Origin of the sequence: Methylobacterium sp. 391_Methyba4 (assembly GCF_029691625.1) — a bacterium.
GTDB classification, from domain to species: Bacteria; Pseudomonadota; Alphaproteobacteria; order Rhizobiales; family Beijerinckiaceae; genus Methylobacterium; species Methylobacterium fujisawaense.
In genome coordinates, this window is sequence record NZ_CP121475.1 from 3,054,480 (window position 1) to 3,074,046 (window position 19,567).

The 19,567-nt window shown below is 67.2% G+C and carries 15 protein-coding genes, 1 tRNA gene and 1 other RNA gene; 10 read left to right on the forward strand and 7 right to left on the reverse strand.

Features of this window, described 5'->3' with window-relative positions:
- Window positions 1-15: 15 nt before the first annotated feature.
- The 4 genes from P9K36_RS14185 to P9K36_RS14200 all read right to left on the reverse strand — a co-directional run bounded on the left by P9K36_RS14185 (window position 16) and on the right by P9K36_RS14200 (window position 2,767).
- A tRNA-Cys gene (locus P9K36_RS14185) sits at window positions 16-89 on the reverse strand.
- A gap of 117 nt (window positions 90-206) precedes the next feature.
- Complete coding sequence (locus P9K36_RS14190) at window positions 207-1,076, reverse strand: urease accessory protein UreD (RefSeq protein ID WP_043757736.1); 870 nt, start codon at window positions 1,074-1,076, stop codon at window positions 207-209.
- Window positions 1,076-2,044 carry an arginase gene (rocF, locus tag P9K36_RS14195; RefSeq protein WP_043757740.1) on the reverse strand — a complete coding sequence of 323 codons (969 nt, stop codon included), beginning with the start codon at window positions 2,042-2,044 and terminating at the stop codon, window positions 1,076-1,078. Before rocF ends, P9K36_RS14190 begins: the two co-directional genes overlap by 1 nt.
- A 207-nt stretch (window positions 2,045-2,251) precedes the next feature.
- Complete coding sequence (locus P9K36_RS14200) at window positions 2,252-2,767, reverse strand: hypothetical protein (protein ID WP_043757743.1); 516 nt, start codon at window positions 2,765-2,767, stop codon at window positions 2,252-2,254.
- Between the two features lie 677 nt (window positions 2,768-3,444).
- Between P9K36_RS14200 and P9K36_RS14205 the strand changes: the two genes are divergently transcribed.
- Window positions 3,445-5,601, forward strand: coding sequence for a methyl-accepting chemotaxis protein (locus P9K36_RS14205; RefSeq protein WP_043757746.1), 2,157 nt, complete (start codon window positions 3,445-3,447; stop codon window positions 5,599-5,601).
- A 23-nt stretch (window positions 5,602-5,624) separates the two neighbouring features.
- Here the strand turns inward: P9K36_RS14205 and P9K36_RS14210 are convergent, their stop codons facing one another.
- Window positions 5,625-7,034, reverse strand: a complete 1,410-nt coding sequence (locus tag P9K36_RS14210; protein ID WP_043380636.1) for an ATP-binding protein — start codon at window positions 7,032-7,034, stop codon at window positions 5,625-5,627.
- Entirely contained in the window at window positions 7,031-7,786 is a 756-nt protein-coding gene (locus tag P9K36_RS14215) for a response regulator (RefSeq protein WP_278307155.1), read from the reverse strand. Before P9K36_RS14215 ends, P9K36_RS14210 begins: the two co-directional genes overlap by 4 nt.
- A 125-nt stretch (window positions 7,787-7,911) precedes the next feature.
- Here P9K36_RS14215 and P9K36_RS14220 point away from each other — a divergent pair, with 125 nt between their 5' ends.
- From P9K36_RS14220 to P9K36_RS14235, 4 genes are all read left to right on the forward strand, one after another.
- Complete coding sequence (locus tag P9K36_RS14220) at window positions 7,912-9,156, forward strand: acyl-CoA dehydrogenase family protein (RefSeq protein ID WP_043757749.1); 1,245 nt, start codon at window positions 7,912-7,914, stop codon at window positions 9,154-9,156.
- Window positions 9,157-9,262: 106 nt separating this feature from the next.
- Window positions 9,263-11,125 carry a glycoside hydrolase family 15 protein gene (locus P9K36_RS14225; protein ID WP_111473893.1) on the forward strand — a complete coding sequence of 621 codons (1,863 nt, stop codon included), beginning with the start codon at window positions 9,263-9,265 and terminating at the stop codon, window positions 11,123-11,125.
- Window positions 11,126-11,474: 349 nt separating this feature from the next.
- A complete protein-coding gene (locus tag P9K36_RS14230; protein ID WP_078947275.1) occupies window positions 11,475-11,774 on the forward strand; it encodes a hypothetical protein in 300 nt (99 codons plus the stop codon).
- A gap of 548 nt (window positions 11,775-12,322) precedes the next feature.
- Window positions 12,323-13,435: a hypothetical protein gene (locus tag P9K36_RS14235; protein WP_278307156.1), complete on the forward strand. Its 1,113-nt coding sequence runs from the start codon at window positions 12,323-12,325 to the stop codon at window positions 13,433-13,435.
- A gap of 548 nt (window positions 13,436-13,983) precedes the next feature.
- On the opposite strand, the gene ssrA is transcribed toward P9K36_RS14235, so the two are convergent.
- Window positions 13,984-14,363, reverse strand: a transfer-messenger RNA (tmRNA) gene (gene ssrA, locus P9K36_RS14240).
- Window positions 14,364-15,022: 659 nt separating this feature from the next.
- Here ssrA and P9K36_RS14245 point away from each other — a divergent pair.
- The 5 genes from P9K36_RS14245 to P9K36_RS14265 all read left to right on the forward strand — a co-directional run bounded on the left by P9K36_RS14245 (window position 15,023) and on the right by P9K36_RS14265 (window position 19,494).
- Window positions 15,023-16,306, forward strand: coding sequence for a site-specific integrase (locus P9K36_RS14245; protein ID WP_278307157.1), 1,284 nt, complete (start codon window positions 15,023-15,025; stop codon window positions 16,304-16,306).
- Window positions 16,307-16,314: 8 nt separating this feature from the next.
- Entirely contained in the window at window positions 16,315-16,926 is a 612-nt protein-coding gene (locus tag P9K36_RS14250) for a hypothetical protein (protein ID WP_278307158.1), read from the forward strand.
- A gap of 126 nt (window positions 16,927-17,052) precedes the next feature.
- The gene (locus P9K36_RS14255) at window positions 17,053-17,295 is read left to right on the forward strand and encodes a hypothetical protein (RefSeq protein WP_278307159.1); all 243 of its coding nucleotides are present in this window, start codon (window positions 17,053-17,055) and stop codon (window positions 17,293-17,295) included.
- Window positions 17,296-17,975: 680 nt separating this feature from the next.
- Window positions 17,976-18,434, forward strand: coding sequence for a toprim domain-containing protein (locus P9K36_RS14260; RefSeq protein WP_278307160.1), 459 nt, complete (start codon window positions 17,976-17,978; stop codon window positions 18,432-18,434).
- Entirely contained in the window at window positions 18,427-19,494 is a 1,068-nt protein-coding gene (locus P9K36_RS14265; protein ID WP_278307161.1) for an AAA family ATPase, read from the forward strand. Before P9K36_RS14260 ends, P9K36_RS14265 begins: the two co-directional genes overlap by 8 nt.
- Window positions 19,495-19,567: the final 73 nt, after the last annotated feature.

The window sequence follows — 19,567 nt, forward strand, 5'->3', positions numbered from 1 at the left end:
GAGGAATAAGAAGGATGGAGGCCTCGCCCGGAATCGAACCGGGGTGCAAGGATTTGCAGTCCTCTGCGTAACCACTCCGCCACGAGGCCTTCCTGAACGGCGTTGCCATCCGGTCCGGAGCTTGGCGGACAGCTCCGGGTGCGCGTCTCTAGCAGAGGTCGGCCGTCGCAGGCAACGGTCCTGAGCTGCCGACGTGGCGGTTCCTGTCAGCTCTGCCAGACCCGGGGCATCGCGACGCCGCGATACTGCGCCACGAACCGGGCGATGAGGCCGCGCAACGGGCCGACGGCCTCCGCGAGGGCGCGGATCGCCAAGTGACCGTTCCAGGCACTCGCGGCTGCCGCTGTTCCGGGTGCGGCGGCCCCGGCCAAGAGGGCGCGGGCCTCCTCGAGGCGCGCCTCCGCGCCGGGGGCGATGTCGAGGACGGTCGCGCAGGCGCGCGCTCCCCCGCCCACCGCCGGACGGGCGAGGAGATCGCTGATCGGGCCGTCCAGCAGAAGATCGTCGGCGTAAGCGAGCCGGCCGCCCCGGCGAATGCGCCAGGAATCCGCGAACAGCCCGTCCGTGATCCGCTCGCCCCTGGCCGCTCGGCCGAAGGCGACGACCTCCACGGCGATCAGCGCCGCACCTTCGGCGAGATCGGCCGTGAAGCGGCGGCGCACCCGGGCGCGGTCGAACAGGATGGTCTCCTGCGGCAGCCAGGCGAGGTGCGCGCCGGCCTCGAGAGCCAGGGTGTTGGCGATATGGCTTACGGGGCCGTCCGATCGGTAGATCTTCTCGGCTGCGGTGGTGGTCAGGACCAGTTCGGCGCCCGGATCGAGGGCGAGGTCGATGGCGAAGGTGTCGCCGCAAGCCACGCCGCCTGCGGTGTTGACCAGGACCGTCTCAAGCGCGCCCGTTCCCCGTGGGAATCGGAGCCGCGACGGGCCGGATTCGGCGAGATCGAGGATGCGCGTCGCGCCGCCCGGGTGGGTCGGGCCCACCCGCAGCCGGACGCGCCCGTCCGAGCGCTGGCGTGCCGGTGGGGCGCCGGTCGCCGCGGGCGGGCATGACGACGTGGGGAGGCGGTGGTCCATCAGCCGCGCCCAGCCGGCTCGATGGGGGCGGCCTCGATCGGCAGGGTGGCCCGGTCGAGAATGCGACGGCCGAACAGGCTCGCCACCAGCTCGACCAGCACCCGGGCGCTGCGCCCGCGCTCGTCGAGGAAGGGATTGAGCTCGACCACGTCGAGGGACTGCACCAGACCGGAATCGTGAAGCATCTCCATGATGAGATGCGCCTCCCGGAAGGTGGCGCCGCCCGGGACCGTGGTGCCGACGCCGGGCGCGATCGACGGGTCGAGGAAGTCGATGTCGAGGCTGACATGGAGATGCGCGCCCTGGCCCGCGACCCGGTCGAGCACCCGCCGGAGCGGCGCCACCACGCCGAATTCGTCGATCGTCCGCATGTCGGTGATGCCGACCCGCCGCGTCGTCACCAGCGCACGTTCGCCGGCATCGATCGATCGCAGCCCGAACAGGTGGACGTTGGCGGGGGACAATGGCTGCGGGACCGGCTCGGCGAACAGGCGTGGAAAGCCCGGCTCGCCGCACAGGGCGGCGAGCGGCATGCCGTGCACGTTCCCGGAGGGCGATGTCGCCGGCGTGTTGAAGTCGGCATGGGCGTCGAGCCAGAGCACGAAGACGGATCGGCGATGCCGCGCACAGTGCCGCAACACGCCGTCGACGGAGCCCAGGGACAGGCTGTGATCGCCCCCGGCCGTCAACGGAAGCGACCCGGCATCGAGGGCGCCCTCGACGACCCGGGACAGGGCCCGCGTCCAGGCGGCGACGCCATCGAGCCCGCGCATCCCGGCGGGCCCCTCCGGGGCGACGTCGCCGCGATCCGTGACGCTATGGCCGAGTTCGCTGAGCGCGCGGACGAGCCCAGCCGTGCGCAGGGCCGCAGGTCCCATAAGGGCGCCGGGCTCGCTGGTTCCGACTTCGATCGGCGCGCCGATCAGCGCAATGCTGCGCGCCGCGTGGAGGCTGACTTCGCTGCTCATCCCGTCTCCATCGCCGTCACCATCGCCGTCTCGGCGCACCCGCGCTCCGCAGGGCCTCGGCCATCGGGCTCATAACCTTCCGCCGATGGCGGTTGCGAGACCGCATCCCGGGCCGGAGATGGATCCTGCGCGCGATGGATGTCCTGGCACACGCGCAACGATCGGTCTCAGGGATCGACGTGTACCCGGCCGCTCTCGAAGACAAGTTCAGGCGAGCAGGACAGCGAGGATCCCGGCCGAGAGGACGTAGGCGATCCACAGCAGCGCTGGACGTCGGGCCGTCAGAAACACGCGCAGGATCATGAACACCATCATCTGCCCGATCAGCAGCACGCAGACCTGTCCCTCGAAACGACCTGCCGCACGCCACCAGGATCGGTCCTCCGGCACCGCCCGCCCTTCCACCAACAGGGTGCCGGCCGCGGCCAGCGCCAGCGTGAGCAAAGCGGCGACCGCGATGTGTCGCGGGACGCGGAAGCGCGGCCGCGCCGCCTGCCGCCGGTGCCAAGACGCGATCTCGACGGCATAGAAGCCGACGACGGGCGTCGCGAAGGCCGCGCCCACGATCGCGATCTTCGTCGGCAGCGGCATGGACGCCAATGCCCGACAGCGCGCGACAAGGCTGACCCAGACGAGATGCGCGACGATCACACCCCCAAGCAGGACGATCGCGATCCAGAGGAGTCGCAGGACGCCGGCGAGGGCGTCGCTATTGATGAACATACCGTGCCTCCGCCGACGCGGCAGATGCGACCGAACTTACCGCCGCCAAGGGTCGCGCGGCAGCACCCGACTTGTCCAACCTCCGGATATCGGCTGCATCGTCGGCGGATGCTGCATCACAGCCCGAGATGGCGGGCTCACGAGCGGCCGAAGGCCCGCGCGGCGGGCCAGATCGCGGCGCGGTCTCGGGGATCCAGATCGCGCGTCCGGCCGCGCAGGGCGGTCGACTGTTGCCTTTCGACAGTCGCAAACCGTTCGTTCGCCTGCCCCCAGCGGCGGCCCAACCGTCGCGCATCGGATCGCCGCCGGCCCGTGCGCATCCACGCCTTGGGTTCGGAGCCCGACCGGCACTGGGTCACCGTCAGATGGCGGAGTGCTTTCGAGGACGGTCCGTGGACATGACCGTGATGATCCGAGATTCCGGGAGCAGGAGAGCCAGCACGCGCGCCGGCCGGGTCCGCAATGCTGCAGACCCTCCGCCATGGCCGCAGGGCGGGTGACTATCGAAAACCGAAGGGGGCCCGTCCACAACTTGAATTCTTGGCAGAGCACGTTCTTTCAGGTTGTATAGTGCCAGTGCTCGATATCCGCGCGCTGCATCGATGTTTACGAGATTTTTATAAGAGTCGGGCCATTGGACTGGTTGGATCGCCGTCATTCAATAGTTCAGGGTCATCATGAAAACGCTTTCGCGGCTGAGCACGCGCCTTCCCGCGACGACCGTCGGCCTCGCGCTTCTGAGCGCCACCGCCATGGGTGGATTCAGCTGGTACTCGGCGCGGTCGGGCTTGATCACCGCGGCGCACGAGCGCCTCGAACTCGCCGCGGCGGCGCGGCGGGACGCGATCGAGCTGGTGGCGGACCGGATGCAGGCGGACTTCCAGGCGGTGGCGACCCATCCGCAGATCGTCTCGAATTTCACGGACCTGATAGAGAATCTCGACCCTGCGAAGCCCGACACCGCGAGCGTCATCGAGGCGTTCCAAACGCCTCAGACGGCTGAGGCGCGGATCGCCCTCGACGGCAGCGGCATGACGTCGATGTATGCCCGGCGCCACGTCAAGGTCCAGGAAGTGGCCCACAAGCTCGTGGCCCAGCCCGGCTACGCCGACCTGATGTTCGTCGATAACAACGGCCGGATCGTCTACACCACGACCAAGGGCGCCGATTTCGCCAAATCGGTCTCGGAGGATGGCTTGGCGGGCTCGGCGCTCGCGCGGCTCGTCGAGCGTCTCAAGTCCGCCGATCCGGGCGCGGTTCTCTTCGAGGATTTCGCCGCCTACCCGGTGGATGGGACCCCGGCTGCCTTCATCGGCCGTGTCATGACCAAGCGGGCGAACGTCGCCATGGGCACGGCGCAGGCGGCCGAGCGGACCGGCTACATCGTCATGCGGGTCACGCCGACCCTGTTCGATCAAACGCTGTCCAAGCGGACCGGTCTCGGCGAGACCGGGCAGATCCTGGCGGTCGGGACAGACGGCCTGTTGCGCAGCAATCCACCGCTGAACCCGGCTCTGCATGCCGGTGCAGGCCTCGCCGGAATCGGCCTGGCCGCCGACCGGATCAAGGTCGGCGGTCCGGTCGATTTCACGGCCGAGAACGGCGCACACATGGCGGCCGCCTCGCCGGTGACGGTCCTCGGCGCGCCCTGGACCGTGCTGGCTGAGCAGACCCAGGCGGAGGCGATCAATGCCGTGCAGGCCCTGTCTCGGACGCTGATCCTGACCGGTCTCATCGTCCTGGCCGTCACGGCGGTGCTCGGCCTGCTGCTCGCGCGCTCGATCGTGTCGCCGCTGGGAGCCCTGACCCGCGCGCTGAAGGCCCTCGCCGACCGCCAGGCCCTGACCGACGTTCCCGGCAGCAAGAGGCGGGACGAGATCGGCGACATCGCCCGCGCGGTCGTCACCATCCGCGACATGTCGCTTGAGGATGCCGCCCAGCAGCTTCAGACGACCGAGGCCGCGCGTCTGCGCGAGGAGCAGAGCCGCCGCGCCATGCTGAAAGACCTCGCCGACGGCTTCGAACGCTCGGTCGGGGCCATCGTCGAGGGCCTGACGGGGGCCGTCACGGAGCTTCAGGGAGCCTCGGGTACCATGCGGAGTGCGGTCGCGGGCACGTCCGAACGCTCGACCAGCGTCGCCAGTGCCGCCCAGCAGACCTCCGAGAACGTCAACACCGTTGCGGCCGCGGCCGAGGAACTCGGCGCCACCGTGCAGGAGATCGGCCGCCAGGTCGAGCAGGCGGCCGGGATGTCGGCGACGGCCGTCGGTGAGGCGCGTCGGGCCGAGCAGACCATGACGGAGCTGGCCGCCGCGGCGACGCGGATCGGCGACGTCGTCGGGATGGTCTCGACGATTGCCGGTCAGACCAATCTGCTGGCCCTGAACGCCACGATCGAGGCGGCCCGGGCCGGCGAGGCCGGGCGCGGCTTCGCGGTGGTCGCCTCCGAGGTCAAGGAACTCGCCGCCCAGACCAGCCGGGCCACCGAGGAGATCAGCCGGCAGGTCGCGGCGATCCAGACCGTCACCGGCGATGCGGCCGGTGCGATCCAGGGAGTTACGGCTCAGATCGAGGCGATGAATCACGTGTCGACCAGCATCGCGGCCGCGGTGGATCAGCAGGGCGTCACCACGCAGGACATCGTCCGCAGCATGGGCCAGGCGTCCGCCGGCACCGGCACGATGACCGTCGAGATCGCCGAGGTCGCCCGGGTCGCGGGCGATGCGGGTCAGGCCGCGGCTTCGGTTGCTCAGGCGTCCGATGCCCTGGCGACGCGCTCGGAGCAGCTCCGCGCCGAGGTGGCGCAGTTCCTGCGCAACGTGCGGGCCGCGTAGACCGGACGAGACCCGAGGCGGCCTCAGGCCGCCTCGGCCGGACGCGGCACGGGCTTCTGCGCCGCGCGCCCCGCGAAGGCCTGTGCGGCCAGGGGCAGTTCGATCGCGGCGCAGAGCCCGCCCCCGGGGCGATTTTCCAGCTGCAGGCGCCCGTTATGGGCCTCGACGATCGCCTGCACGATCGACAGGCCGAGTCCGAAGCCGCTCGCCTCGTTGAGGTTGCGGGCGCGGTCGCCGCGCACGAAGGGCTGGAGCATGGCCTCCCGCTCCGCCTCGGGAATCCCGGGGCCCGAATCCAGGATGCAGACCCGGACGCCGCGCTCGGACGCTTCCATCTGGACTTCGGCGCGGCCGCCGTACTTCACGGCGTTGTCCACGAGGTTGGTCACCGCCCGCTGGAGTTCCTCGGGCCTTCCCTGGACCAGGACGTGCCGGCTGCGGCTGACGCTGACCGGGGATCCGAAATCCGAGAAGTCGTCGCAGACCGTCTGGACCACCGATGCGAGGTCCACGAGGCTGTGGCTGTTCGCATCCCGGATCTGGCCGTCGCGCACGAAAGAGAGCGCTGCCTCGACGAGGCCGTTCATCTGGTCGAGGTCGCGCAGGGTGGAGGCGCGGGCGTGCTCGTCCTCGATGAACTCGGCGCGCAGGCGGAGCCGGGTGATCGGCGTGCGCAGGTCATGGCTGATCGCCGCCAGCATCTGCGTCCGGTCGTCGATCAGGCGGCGCACCCGCGACCGCATCCGATCCAGCGCCCGGGATACGGCGAGCACCTCGCGCGGGCCCGCCTCCGGCAGCGCCACGTGGTCGTCGCGGGCGCCGAACGCCTCGGCGGCACCGGCGAGCCGCTTCAGCGGCGCCGTGAGGGCCCGGGTGGCCCAGACGCAGAGCAGCGCCAGGGTCAGCGCCAGGAAGACGACGGTGAAGATCAGCGCACCCTGGCGGGGCCCCCGGAGGGGATCGTTCGGCAGCGTCGCCTGGAGCCGCGCGCCCGCCGGCGTGACGATGCCGATATGCAGCCGCGCGTCCGACCGCTCCCCGTCCGGATCGGCCGCGGAGAGGTCGGTGATCGTCACCGGCCGGCCGGCGCCGTTGCGCAGCCGCCGGATCACCGGCAGGTCGGGCGGCGACGTCGCCCCCGGCAATACGGTGCCGTCCCAGGGCTCGACATGGATCAGCGGCAGGCTGCGACCGCTCGCGAGCAGGGCCGGCCGCGCCGCCGGATCGGCGGCGTCCAGCAGTCTCACCAGCACTCCGAGGCGGCTCGCGGCCACACCCGGCAGCGTGTCGGGGTTCTGCGATTCGTGCAGAATCAGGAATGCCGCGGTGGCGACCACATGGGCGACCGCGATGCCGGCGACCACGAGCAGCGCGATCTGGCCCGCGATGGTCTTCGGACGCAGCCGCGCGCGAAGACGGCGCAGACCGCTCATGACCGCGTGACCTCCGGCGTGAACAGATAGCCGCCCGACCGGATCGTGCGGATGAATTCCGGATTGCGGGTGTCGCGCTCGATCTTCTGACGGATCCGGGAGATCAGCACGTCGATGCTGCGTTCGAACGGGCCGGCAGAGCGGCCCTGCGTGAGGTCGAGGAGCTGGTCCCGCGACAGAACCCGCCCGGGCCGGAGGCAGAGGGCGTGCAGGAGATCGAACTCCGCACCGGTGATCGAGATGCGGGCGCCCTCGGGGGACAGAACCTGGCGCAGGGACACGTCGAGCGTCCAGCCCGAGAAATGCAGCCGCCGCCGCTCGTCCGCGTCGGGTGCCTCGGCCGCGACCCGCCGCAGGATCGCGCGGATGCGAGCGAGCAGCTCCCGCGGGTTGAACGGCTTGGCGAGGTAATCGTCGGCGCCGAGCTCCAGGCCGAGGATCCGGTCCACCTCCTCGGATTTCGCCGTCAGGATCAGGATCGGGATCTGCGACGTGCCGCGCAGGCGCTTGCACAGGCTCAGTCCGTCCTCGCCGGGAAGCATCAGGTCGAGGACGATCAGGTCGATCCGCGCTTCCGAAAGGACCCGGTCCATCTCGGCCCCGTCACCCGCCAGCGTGACCCGGCAATCGTTGCCGCGCAGGTAGCGCGCGATCAGGGCCGAGATCTCTCGATCGTCCTCGACCACGAGGATGTGGGGTGTTGCGGGTGCGTTCATCGCGAAGGAATCGGTCAGCGGTTCGGCCTGCATCATCAGGCTATTATGGCCCGATCCGCCGATTATTCGAAGGTGGGCGACGGAACCAATTTGTAAGCGCGTGTTTCCCGCACGGGCCTCAACTGAGTTGCCACATGGCGTCAAACCATACGGGGGTAACGATGACCGGATCCGAGGATTGGAAGGACCTGATCGCGCCGCAGCCTCCGGAACTCGCCTCGCCCTGGCGGACCGAGGCCCGGGCGGCGCTTCAGGCCGAGGCCCGCGCCTTCGCGCGCGACACGGTGCTGCCGATGGCCGACACGCTCGACCGGCAGAAGGCCGAGATGCCGCGTACGCTCATCGACGCCATGGCCGAGAAGGGCTGGTTCGGCATCACGATCCCCGCGGAGCACGGCGGCCTGGGCCTCGGCGTGTTCGAGTACTGCCTCGTCTCGGAGGAACTGGCACGGGCGTGGCTCTCGGTGGGCAGCATCCTCGCGCGCGGCCAGGGGCTGGGCACCCAGACCCTTGACGCGGAGCGCCGGGCGGAGCTGCTTCGCCGTTCGGCCCGGGGACAATGGATCGGCTCAATCTCCCTGTCGGAGCCCAATGCCGGCTCCGACCTCGCCGGCGTGCAGACCCGGGCGGTGCGGGACGGCGACCTCTGGCGGCTCACCGGCACCAAGCGCTGGGCCGGCTTCGCAAAGGGCGCCGATTTCATCGAGGTCCTCGCGCGCACCCGCGATCCGGAGCCCGGGGAATCGCGCTCCGCCGGCCTGGAGCCGTTTCTGGTGCTCAAGGAACGCGACAGCTTCCCGCCCGGCGTGACAGGCCGAGTGATCGACAAGATCGGCTACCACGGCTTCCAGACCTTCGAACTGACCCTCGAGGACGTGTGCGTGCCCGAGAGCGACCGCCTCACCGGACTCTACGGTGACCAGGGAGCGGACGCGGATTCCGGCGGCTTCGCCGCGGTGCAGCGCGGCCTCAACATCGCCCGGGTCCACACGGCGGCCCGGGCCGTCGGCGTCGCGCGGGCGGCGGTCGAGGATTGCCAGAGCTATCTTCAGGAGCGGGTCCAGTTCGGCCACCCGATCGGCGATTTCCAGGCGCTGCGCTTCGCCCTTGCCGACATGGCGGCCGAGGTCGCGCAGGCGCGGGCCTTCTGGCATCAGGTCGCCCACCTCCTCGACCAGGGCGAGGCCGCCGAGAGCGAATCGGCGATGGTGAAGCTCCTGGCCACCGAGATGGCGGTGCGGGTCACCAACCAGGCGATGCAGCTGCATGGCGGCAACGGCTACACCACCGAGCGTCGGGTCGAGCGCTACTGGCGCGACGCGCGGCTGACCACGATCTTCGAGGGCACGAGCGAGATCCAGCGCCGGATCATCAGCGACCGGATGCTGCCCCGGCCGGCGGCCTGATCGCTCGTGCGGCGAATCGTCGAGCGGGACTCCCCGCCCGGCGTACTCCGGCTACCTCAGGACTCTGTACTGCCCGGCGGACCGGGTGCCGCCAGCCGGAAGCCCTGTGTCGAAGCCCATCAGCGATTACGCCCTCATCGGTGACACCCATTCCTGCGCGCTGATCGCCCGCGACGGATCGATCGACTGGCTGTGCTGGCCACGTCACGATTCGCCGGCCCTGTTCGTGAAGCTCCTCGACGACGACACGGGTGGCTCGTGCAGCGTCGCCTTCGACGGGCCGACCGAGGCCGTGCGCCGCTACCTGCCCGACACCAACATCCTGGAGACGACCTTCACGACGGCGACCGGCCGGGCGCGCCTCGTCGACCTGATGCCGGTCAACCCGCCGAGCCCGGAGCCCGACGAGGGCCCGGATGGCGAGAGCGAGAGCCGGCTGATCCGGCTGCTCACCTGCGAGCAGGGCCGGGTGACGGGCGCGTTCCGGGTGCGGCCGACCTTCGATTATGCGCGACGCCCCTGCACGCCCCTGATGGCGGGCGGGTCCGTCCTGTTCGAGGCCGGAGACTGGCGTCTGCGCGTCAACGCGCAGCCCTGTCCCACCCTCGACGGGGATGCCGCCGAAGTGCGGTTCAGCCTGTCGGCCGGAGAGACCGCCTATCTGGTCCTGACCCATGGCGAGGATCAGGACGAGGCCTGCATCGAGGATTACGCCGGCGCCCGACGCCGTCTGGAGACCACCGCCGATTACTGGCGTCGCTGGTGCGCCCGCAGCACCTATCGCGGCGCCTACCGGGAGGCGGTGATGCGGTCCGCCCTCTGCCTGAAGCTGCTGACCTACTCGCCCTCGGGCGGGATCGTGGCAGCGGCCACCGCCGGTCTGCCCGAGGCGGTGCCGGGCAACCGCAACTACGACTATCGGTTCACCTGGATGCGGGACGCCGCCTTCACGGTCACCGCCTTCGTGATGCTGGGCTACGTCCGCGAGGCGTCCGAATTCCTGCGCTTCCTGCGCGAGCGCGACGGCACCTACGGGCGGGAGACCCGGCTGATGTACGGTATCGCCGACGGCATGCCGCCGGAGGAAGAGCTGAGCCATCTCGCGGGCTGGAACGGCGTGCGGCCGGTGGTGATCGGCAACGTCGCCGAGGCTCAGGACCAGCACGACATCTACGGCGAGCTGCTCCGGGCGCTGTGCATCTTCCTTGAGGCTGTGGACTACGACCCGCCCGAGAAGGTCAACGACCGCCTGCCGGAGGTGCTGCACAACCTCACCGCCCGCGCCATCCGTCACCGCCACGATGCGGATCACGGCATCTGGGAGCTGCGGACCGGGCCGCGCCAGCAGGTCCACACCAAGGCGATGATCTGGGTGGCCCTAAGGGACGCCGCCCGGATCGCCCGCAACATCGCGGGCGTGGCCGCGGAGACGATTGCCGAATGGGAGCGGATCGCTGCCGAGATCCGGGCGGAGTATCTCGAACAGGGCTGGAACGCGGAGAAGCAGGCCTATGTCGGCGCCTACGGCTCGCATCATCTCGATGCCGCGGTGTTGCGCGCGGCCCTGTTCGGCGCCCTCGATCCGACGGAGCCGCGCATGCGGGCGACCCTCGCGGCGGTCGAGCGGGAACTCGGTGTCGGCGACCTGATCTATCGCTACCGCATGGACGACGGCCTGGAGGGTGACGAGGGCACCTTCACGGCCTGCGCCTTCTGGCGGGTCGGCTGTCTCGCCCTCGGCGGACGGGCGGCCGAGGCCAAGGCCGCTTTCGAGCGGCTGATCGCCCGGGCCAACGATGTCGGGCTGCTCGCGGAGGAGATCGATCCGGCCACAGGGGCGCAGCGCGGTAACATGCCGCAGGGCTTCTCCCACATGGCCCTGATCAACGCGGCGCTGCGGCTCGAGAGCAGCATCGCGCGCTTCGAAGCCGACGATGGTGCCGATGCCATGGCCTCGGCGGCGGAATAGGGATTCGGATCTGCGATGGCACCCACCCGTCGGGCGGGAGGTTCGTCTCGACTTCTGTGTATGCGCGCGGATCGCGCTGGCGCCCCTCAGCCTGACGCGGCTGCGTCGGCGGTCCGCACGGATACGCCCCGCGATGCAGCCTCTCTCCGCCCTCCGGAGAGAGACGATGTCACGCGATGGACACCGGCCGTATCGGCCGGCAGATCAGCCCGGGTCCGGACCACATCCGGATCCGCGGGACCCGGACGGCGCCCCTGATCGGGCTGCCTCCGGGCCCAGCGCACGGTCCCCTCGAACTTCGGGACCTCTGGGCCGTTCCTGTGCCGCAGCACGCAGCACGGACACTTGTATGACCCGCACCACCATGACCTTCGCCGGCGTCCTGAGCATCGTTCTGGCCGTCCCTGCCGTTGCCCAGGTGGTCACAGGAGGCGCCGGGAACACCGGTGTCGCCCCACCCGCGACGGTCGGCGGCGTCCCTCCCGGCACCCGGGATCTGGGCCCCAGCCCGATCACACGGGGGAACGAAGCCAATCCCAGCAACTCATCGGTGCCGGGCACGACGCCAGATGTGAACATCGGCGGCACGCCCACCAGCGGGCCGCCCGGCACCGGGGGGACATCCGGCGGCCCATCGCTCGGTCGATAGCGGTGGGTAATATCCCCGCTGCTGACCAGCAGATCTGTGAGGTGAAGGTGGGCGAGGCGTGGACGCCGGTTAGCCTCGCGGAGGCACGCGGATTGTACACGATGACCCCGAAGCGATGCCCGGCCTGCCATGGCCAAGTGATCGTCGCCGGGAGCTACACCGGTACCGGTCGTTTGAAGCTACAGCACCGCCGCGCGCATACCGGCTGCCCCCTGAGGCCTCAGGGCTATGTGGGGACGCCGTCACCGCACCCCCAAGCGCTGACCTGACGGCCAAGCCTCGGCCGCTCGCGCCTGTCACGGCATAAACCGGCCTTCCGGGACAAGGGGCGAACCGGGACCACCCAGGCTCGGCGCTGCAATTCGGCCGATCCTCGGCATGTCGAAAAGAGACGTCTCGCTTTCCGAGATGGCCGGGCCGATGTCCGCGCTTGTGAGCCTGTGGGCTGACGCATGGCCAATCGCGCCGGCTGGCTTGGCTCCGGGGTCATGGTACCGGGTCGGCGATGCCGTAAATGGGTACGGCCTCTCTCGGACAGGGACCACCACATGATCCGTCGTCTGTCTATCGCGCTCGCGGCGTCCAGCCTTCTCGCCGTGCCTGCCCTCGGACTCGATACCTCCAAGTCTCCGTCCGGCGTCTTCAAGAGCCTGGAGATCGGCGCTCAGCGTCTGAACGGTACGCAATCTCTTGCCGTCGACCCGATCGATAATCCGACCGGAATCAATCAATCTTCATCCTACGGGGAGACATATTCGGCCTTCGAGAACAAAATGGAAATGATGCACCTTTGGAACTGTTACGCCACCAAAGGAGGAACACATACACATCCGCCCGATAGCTACTTCGTGAGCAAGGTGTGCGGCACTTTCGCGATGAAGCAGCGCGTCGGTTCCGGTCCGGCCTATGCCTTCAATACCATCCTCGGTATTGACCCCGGCGTTGGCGCACATGACAGCATTGGCCTGGAGGTCGACGTCAACAACAACAATATGGATTATGGAGTGCGCGGGCCGGGTGGCGAGAGCGGTGCAGTCGGTGCGGGGATCTACGTCTCGGGCAATGGTTCGAAAGCGCTCGGCTCGGGCCTGCTGATCAACATGGCGCAGGGTCAGTTCAAGCTTCGCCGCGGCATCAGCATATATAACGGCACCGTAGCGACGAACACCTACGAAGACCTGACGAACTCCGGTGGATCCGGCATTTATCTCGGTGGCACAAAGATTTTTGGCATCGATATGGGCGCGATGATCGCGCGATCCGCTGCGCTGCATTTTGCCAGCGCTCACTCCATAGCGTGGCGCAACAATGCCAACACAGCCGATCTTAACCTGGTCGGAAAAGACACCTCGGATCAGTTGATGCTCGGATATGGCAAGACGACCCGGATACAGGCTGCGGCCGATACCAACCTGCTGATGCGGGGGCCCGTGAGCCTTGCCGGTGGCTCTTCGATCACGTCGGCCAATGACGCGAACAGCGCTCTCAAGCAGCTGGAAATCGTGGCTTCAACTGTGCAAATTAGTTCGCCTTTGACGACTGCTGGGACCGTCACCGCACCCGCATACAACACATCGACCGCGGCCGGTGTTTCATGCGCAGCCGGAACGGTCAGCCTCTCCACGCTCGTCGTGACGAACGGCATCATTACGCACTGCTAGATCGGGCCCCTCCCCGCCCTCCTCGCCAACCTGCCGCGGTCGACATGGCGGCGGCTTCCGAATGGCTGACCGCTCGTCGTCCTTCGCCGCCAGGAAGCCCGATTGTTCGGCCCGGGACACTGCTCTCGGCGATCGCCGCGGTGCTGCACGTGATCCTGAAGAGGGTAGCCGATGGCGTCGTGCCAAAGAGCTAGGGGAACGGGGCGGGCTGATCGATGGCGGTCGCGATCCGGATCGCCGGGCCGATCCTCGTCACCACGCCCGACCCGAAGCCCGTCATCCAAATCATGCCCGAACCGGGCGTACGACGCGCTGCACGCCGCTACCCGGCCGCAGAGCCTCGGGGCTGAAGATCCGGATCCATCCCGGCGGGCCCCTGGTGGGGTGGGCATCGGCTTCTTGGTCGCCGGGTGGGCCGTGGATGAGCAGCGACCGCCGCCTGGCCGACATTCGGTCGCCAATGCCCGCGCCCGCGCCCTGGCTTCAGCTGCAGGGCCGATCGTCGTTCCTGGAAGAGAATTAGCGGGCCCCGAGGCCGAAGCCTCGGGTTCTGTTGCTAGGCGTGCCCACGCCCCGGAAGATTACGCCGCGAGGCGCATCTCCATGCCGACGTTGTCGTTGGCATTTAGAGTTTTGGTCAGGTGCTCGGAACGAGGGTTACCCGCGCCGAACCGGTCGAGTCCTTACCGAAAGCCGCATCTTACCCTGCCGAGGCAGGGCAGAACTCGCGATCCCTTTACCGTCCAGTCGAACCTGTTTCGCCCCCAGCAGAAGCACCCTGGCAGCGCGCTGTCCGCAACGCCGGACGCTCGCCCTCACCCCCGTGCGGTATCCGGGGCAGGATGCTTCTGGTGGAGGCGCCGGGTACCGCCCCCGGGTCCTGAAACGTTATTATGAACCGGTCATCAACCTCGCGGACACCTTACGCAGAAAGCGGCGCTCAGGTCTACTGGCCCACCGCCTGCCCTGGCCCGATGGCTCTGCGCTGGCGTCTCAGCCCGCTGGCTCGACCGCGAACCCCGGGTCTGACCGGAACCGCCCCGGCCGGCCGCGCGTAGATGGGCCTCTGATCCTCAGCACGACCCACCTTGAACCGCCCGGCTCCGGCCGCGGCGGTTTTTTCGTGTCTGGTGTCCTGCTGGCCTGCAGCGTGTGTCGGTTCGACCGTTTCTTCCAGGCCAATGAGCCCCGCCGGCATCACCGTGCGGGGCTTTCTGCTGATCACCCAGACCGTCACGATGAGCTGCCAGTGACGGCCGCAAATTAGCGCGATCAGTTCTGAGAGCGTCGATGAAGGAAAGCTAAACAGCTCGCCCCTCTTACCATGTGCCTACCAGACTGAATTACCGGTAATCAGGAAGTGGGCTAGATCTTGGTGGGCGCACTAGGGTTCGAACCTAGGACCCGCTGATTAAGAGACACGCCAAACGAGCGAACAAGGCGCAACATGTCAGGCGGCTTTCGACCGTCTATCGCGTTGTGCCGACTTGTTGTTCTGCTCCTGTTGTTCCAGGTTGGTAACACAGGGTAACGGGGCATAACGGCCTCGACACGATACCCGGATGTTACCCGGCGCGGAGTTTGGTGATGTCGAAAATTCTCACGGCCGCAGCGGTAGAGCGCATCAAGCCCGACCCCGTGCGGCGGCTCGAAATTCCCGATGCTGGGCTGCCCGGTGTGTACCTCGTGGTGCAACCGTCCGGAGCGAAGTCCTGGGCCGTGCGCTACCGTGCTGCCGGCAAGCCGAAGAAGCTCACGCTCGGAGCCTTCCCGGCTATCGACCTCAAGGCTGCGCGCGATCTCGGTAGGGCTGCGCTCATCAGCATCGCTGCCGGCGCTGATCCCGCCGGGGAGAAAGCAGCACGTCGGCGCCTGCCACCCGTCGATGTTAGCCGGGACACAGTGCGTGCCACCGTCGAGCGGTTCGTGGAGCGCTACGCCAAGGCCAACACTCGGGAAAGCAGCGCCCGCGAGACGCAGCGTCTGCTGAACGTCGACGTGGTGCTAGCCTGGGGGGATCGTCCGGTTCAAGAGATCACCCGCCGCGACGTGATCGAACTTCTCGACGGTATCGTAGACCGCGGCGCTCCGATCGCAGCAAATCGCACCCTCGCCGCCGTGCGCCGCATGTTCGGTTGGCTTGTCGAGCGCGGCGTCGTCATCAGCAATCCCTGCGACGGTGTCAAAGCCCCCTCCCCTGAGAAAAGCCGGGATCGGGTGCTATCCGATGACGAATTGAAGCTCGTCTGGCGAGCTTCCGATGCGCTCGGCCAGCCATTCGGGCCGATGATCAGGGTACTGCTGCTCACCGGTCAACGTCTCCGCGAAGTCGGAGAGATGTCTGACCGCGAGATCGACCTCACAAACCGAACTTGGACCATTCCAAAGGAGCGCTCGAAGAACGGCGCCGCGCATTCCGTGCCTCTATCGGACCTGACTCTCGAAGCCATCAGCTCGGTCAGACGGATCCGCAGTGGGCGCGGCTACGTCTTCACCACCACCGGTCGGACCGCCGCCAGCGGCTACAGCAAGGCCAAGGAGCGCCTCGACGCGGAGATGCTCCGGTTGGCGCGTACGGCCGCCGCCGCCGATGAGGATCCTGAAGCGGTCTCGATCCCCCATTGGACCCTGCACGACCTCCGTCGAACGATGGCCTCAGGAATGGCGCGCCTCGGCATCAACCTGCCGGTGATCGAGCGCATCTTGAGCCACACCTCTGGGTCGTTCGGTGGGATCGTGGGCGTCTATCAACGCCACAGTTTCGCGGATGAAAAGCGGGCCGCGCTCGAAGTATGGAGCCGGTTCGTCGAGAGCCTCTTTACCAATGCCTCTGAGACGAACGTCGTCTCGCTCAAGGCGAGGGTGTCCTGATGCGAGAGATGCCCCTTCTGCTTCCTGATGGCAGCCTCGACGACTGTGTCATTGGTATCGTCCAATCTCACATGATGTTCCCAGACGATCAGGCCAGTATCGAAGATGATATTGGTGCATATCGGATGCGTTCGCAGACTGGCTTCAGGAAAAGTCAGCTTGGGCGCCAAATGGATGCCAACTTTCGCAACGCCGAACTCGGCGGGTTCTACGCCGGCGGCCTGATATATAAATTATTGGTGTTCGCCGAGCATAGGCCTGATTTGAAGGTCGGTGTTAACAAAAGCATTTTCTCGCTCACGTTGGAGGGGCAAGCATTCGGGAAGCCTATCGAGAAGAATAAGAATACAGTACGTAAGTATTGGACGGAATACAAGAATTGCGCTCATCTGTGGGCTGCTCATTCCCACGTGTACATGACTACAGGCAAAAAGTTGCCGCTCGACTACATCCGTGTGCTGACGGTTGCGGAACGTCTTGTCGAAATTGCCTCTCCGCTTATCGACGATTGGTCCCCCTGGCGTGTCCCGGAGCAGTTTCCCTTCGAGGACTACACCGTGCGGATACCCGAGCCTGATGCCGAGGATATCGCGCGCATCAAGCGCTACCGAGCCTCCTGACTAGGGCATTTTCAAAGAGCCCTAGTTCTTTTCTGAAAGAACTAGGCTCTTCTCAAAGCCACTAGTTGTTTGGCCTCGCATGCTGACGATTATTCGGGTGCCTACTCGAAGCAACGCGAGGAACAGATGCAAAATCTGATTGAGCAGCCCGCAGGCGGCTACAGTCCTGAAGTGAATGAGCGCTACCTGCCCGCGCGGGATGTTTGGGAGCGCTACGGTGTGACCAGCATGACGATTGGCCGGTGGCTCGCTGATCCTCGGATGGCCTTCCCGCGGCCGATCTACATGGGACGCTTCCGCTACTGGAGTATCGCAGCACTGGCCGAATGGGAGCGGAGCCGTCCGCGTCGCATGCCGGAGGCCGCATAACTCATGGCCTATCAGAATGAAGGCCGCGCGGCTCTGGCAAGCCGGCGGCCCTCGGGATGTCTTTCTCGGCAGAACGACACTCCTGAAGTAGCACTGACCACGCTCGAAATCCAGGCCGCACGCCTCAGGGCTCGGTTTGATTTCAGCCCGGCCGTCGCCGCGGCGATCGCAGAACTGGCTTTCGCCTCTCCGGAGTCGTGGAGGGCGTCGCGATGATGGATCTTCGCTCCGCAGCACGTGTGCTCGGTGGCGAGGTGGTCGGCCGGGGCATCGTTTGCCCTGGTCCGCACCACAGCCGTCGGGACCGCAGCCTCTCCATCCTGTTCGACACCTCTGCGCCGGGCGGGTTCACCCTGCATAGTCATGCCGGCGACGACTTCGGCGCTTGCCGGGACTACGTGCGCGACCGGCTCGGCATAGGCGTCCAAGTTGGGCACCCTTTCAAGACAGCCAAGGCGCAAGTTGCGCCTTCGTGCGGAGGGGGTGGGTATTCACCACCCCCTCCCTCCGGCTCGGATCGGACTGGGCTCGCCCTTCAGATCTGGCGCGAGGCTCGGGAGCCGGCTGGGTCGCCGGTCGCCCGCTACCTCGCCCGGCGCGGCCTCGACCTCGTTGATGATGTAACCGAGGTTCTGCGGTTTCATCCTTCCTGTCTCTTCGCGGGCGGGCGGACGCCAGCCATGGTCGCGCTGGTCCGGAACGTCATCACCAATCAGCCGCAAGCCATCCACCGGACGGCCCTGAACCGTGAGGGGCAGAAAGTTGAGGTGGACGGCAAGGACCGGCTCGCCCTCGGGAGAATTCGCGGCGGCGCCGTAAAACTCACGGTCGATGAGGAGGTGACCACCTGCCTCGGCATCGGTGAGGGGATCGAAACCACGCTATCGCTTCAGGGCCTCCCCGAATTTGGGGACACCCCAGTGTGGTCGGTCCTGAACGCGGGCGGGATCACCAGCTTCCCGGTTCTGCCGGGCATCGAGTGCCTCTGGATTGCTGTCGATGACGATCCGGCCGGACGTGACGCATCCGAACTGTGCGCTGATCGCTGGCATCGCGCCGGCCGCGAAGTGTTCTTGGTCAAGTCGAAAACCCTCGGCCACGACCTCAATGATGTCGTGCGGGAGGTGAGCCATGTCTGACGGCTATGAAATCATCAGCTTCGTTCCGCCGAAGCCAGTGATTGCGCGCACAGCGGCCGATCTGCGGAAGATGGTGTTCCCCCCGATCCGCTACGTGGTGCCTGGATACATCGCCGAAGGCTGCACTTTGCTCGCCGGTCGGCCTAAGCTCGGCAAATCTTGGCTCGTCCTTGAAGCCGGACTCGCTGTGGCGCGCGGCAGAGATTGCCTCGGCGGCATCGTCTGTGAACAGGGCGACGTGCTGTACCTCGCGCTGGAGGACAACGAGCGTCGGCTTCAGCGCCGGATCGACAAAATGATCGGCCCCTTCAACCCGGATTGGCCGACGGCGTTCGAGTACCAGACCGAGTGGCCGCGCGCCAACGACGGAGGCCTCGAACAGATCGAGCAGTGGATCAACAGCAAAGACAATCCGCGGCTCATCATCGTCGATGTGTTGGCCATGTTCAAACAGACACGCGGATCAAGCGAGTCCCTCTATGAGGCTGATTACAACGCCATCAAGGGACTGCAGGCACTCGCTGGCAAGTACCGCGTCGCCATCGTCGTGGTGCATCACACCCGCAAGTCTGGAGTCGAGAGCGACCCCTTTGAGAAGGTGTCGGGAACCCTCGGCCTGTCCGGCGCGGCTGACACTGCGCTGATCCTCGACCGAGACGGCAACGGTGCCACTCTCTACGGCCGCGGTCGTGACATTGAGGAGATCGAGAGCGCTGTCACCTTCGACAAGGAGTCCTGCCGCTGGCTCATTCAAGGTGAGGCCGCAGATGTCCGCCGGACGGATGAACGGAGCACCATCCTCAGCGTGCTGTTGGAAGCCGACGCATCGATGTCGCCCACCGATCTGTCCGACGCCACCGGCATGCCGAACCTCAACATCCGGCAGCTTATCTTCAAGATGGTCAAGGCCGGAGAGATCGAGAAGTGCGGACGCGGGCGCTACCGCCATCCCGACCGCTCTGACATCGGTAACAACCAATACCCCCGTAACAACGATAACAAAGTAACAAACCCCGGGGTGTACCGCCGCTCTCACGATGGGGAGGGTGGCGATGACTGAGCTACCCTTGTTACCTTGTTATCGATGTTATGGGGGTTTGCGCGCTCCCTCCGGTAACAGTCCGGAAGGTCAC

What these genes read in the sequence shown, in the direction of transcription:
- P9K36_RS14260 (WP_278307160.1), top strand. Translation starts at nt 17,976, where the DNA reads ATGGTCGCGCTGGTCCGGAACGTCATCACCAATCAGCCGCAAGCCATC.
- P9K36_RS14190 (WP_043757736.1), bottom strand. Translation starts at nt 1,076, where the DNA reads ATGGACCACCGCCTCCCCACGTCGTCATGCCCGCCCGCGGCGACCGGC.
- P9K36_RS14215 (WP_278307155.1), bottom strand. Translation starts at nt 7,786, where the DNA reads ATGATGCAGGCCGAACCGCTGACCGATTCCTTCGCGATGAACGCACCC.
- P9K36_RS14220 (WP_043757749.1), top strand. Translation starts at nt 7,912, where the DNA reads ATGACCGGATCCGAGGATTGGAAGGACCTGATCGCGCCGCAGCCTCCG.
- P9K36_RS14210 (WP_043380636.1), bottom strand. Translation starts at nt 7,034, where the DNA reads ATGAGCGGTCTGCGCCGTCTTCGCGCGCGGCTGCGTCCGAAGACCATC.
- P9K36_RS14230 (WP_078947275.1), top strand. Translation starts at nt 11,475, where the DNA reads ATGACCCGCACCACCATGACCTTCGCCGGCGTCCTGAGCATCGTTCTG.
- P9K36_RS14250 (WP_278307158.1), top strand. Translation starts at nt 16,315, where the DNA reads ATGCCCCTTCTGCTTCCTGATGGCAGCCTCGACGACTGTGTCATTGGT.
- P9K36_RS14245 (WP_278307157.1), top strand. Translation starts at nt 15,023, where the DNA reads ATGTCGAAAATTCTCACGGCCGCAGCGGTAGAGCGCATCAAGCCCGAC.
- P9K36_RS14200 (WP_043757743.1), bottom strand. Translation starts at nt 2,767, where the DNA reads ATGTTCATCAATAGCGACGCCCTCGCCGGCGTCCTGCGACTCCTCTGG.
- rocF (WP_043757740.1), bottom strand. Translation starts at nt 2,044, where the DNA reads ATGAGCAGCGAAGTCAGCCTCCACGCGGCGCGCAGCATTGCGCTGATC.
- P9K36_RS14235 (WP_278307156.1), top strand. Translation starts at nt 12,323, where the DNA reads ATGATCCGTCGTCTGTCTATCGCGCTCGCGGCGTCCAGCCTTCTCGCC.
- P9K36_RS14205 (WP_043757746.1), top strand. Translation starts at nt 3,445, where the DNA reads ATGAAAACGCTTTCGCGGCTGAGCACGCGCCTTCCCGCGACGACCGTC.
- P9K36_RS14265 (WP_278307161.1), top strand. Translation starts at nt 18,427, where the DNA reads ATGTCTGACGGCTATGAAATCATCAGCTTCGTTCCGCCGAAGCCAGTG.
- P9K36_RS14255 (WP_278307159.1), top strand. Translation starts at nt 17,053, where the DNA reads ATGCAAAATCTGATTGAGCAGCCCGCAGGCGGCTACAGTCCTGAAGTG.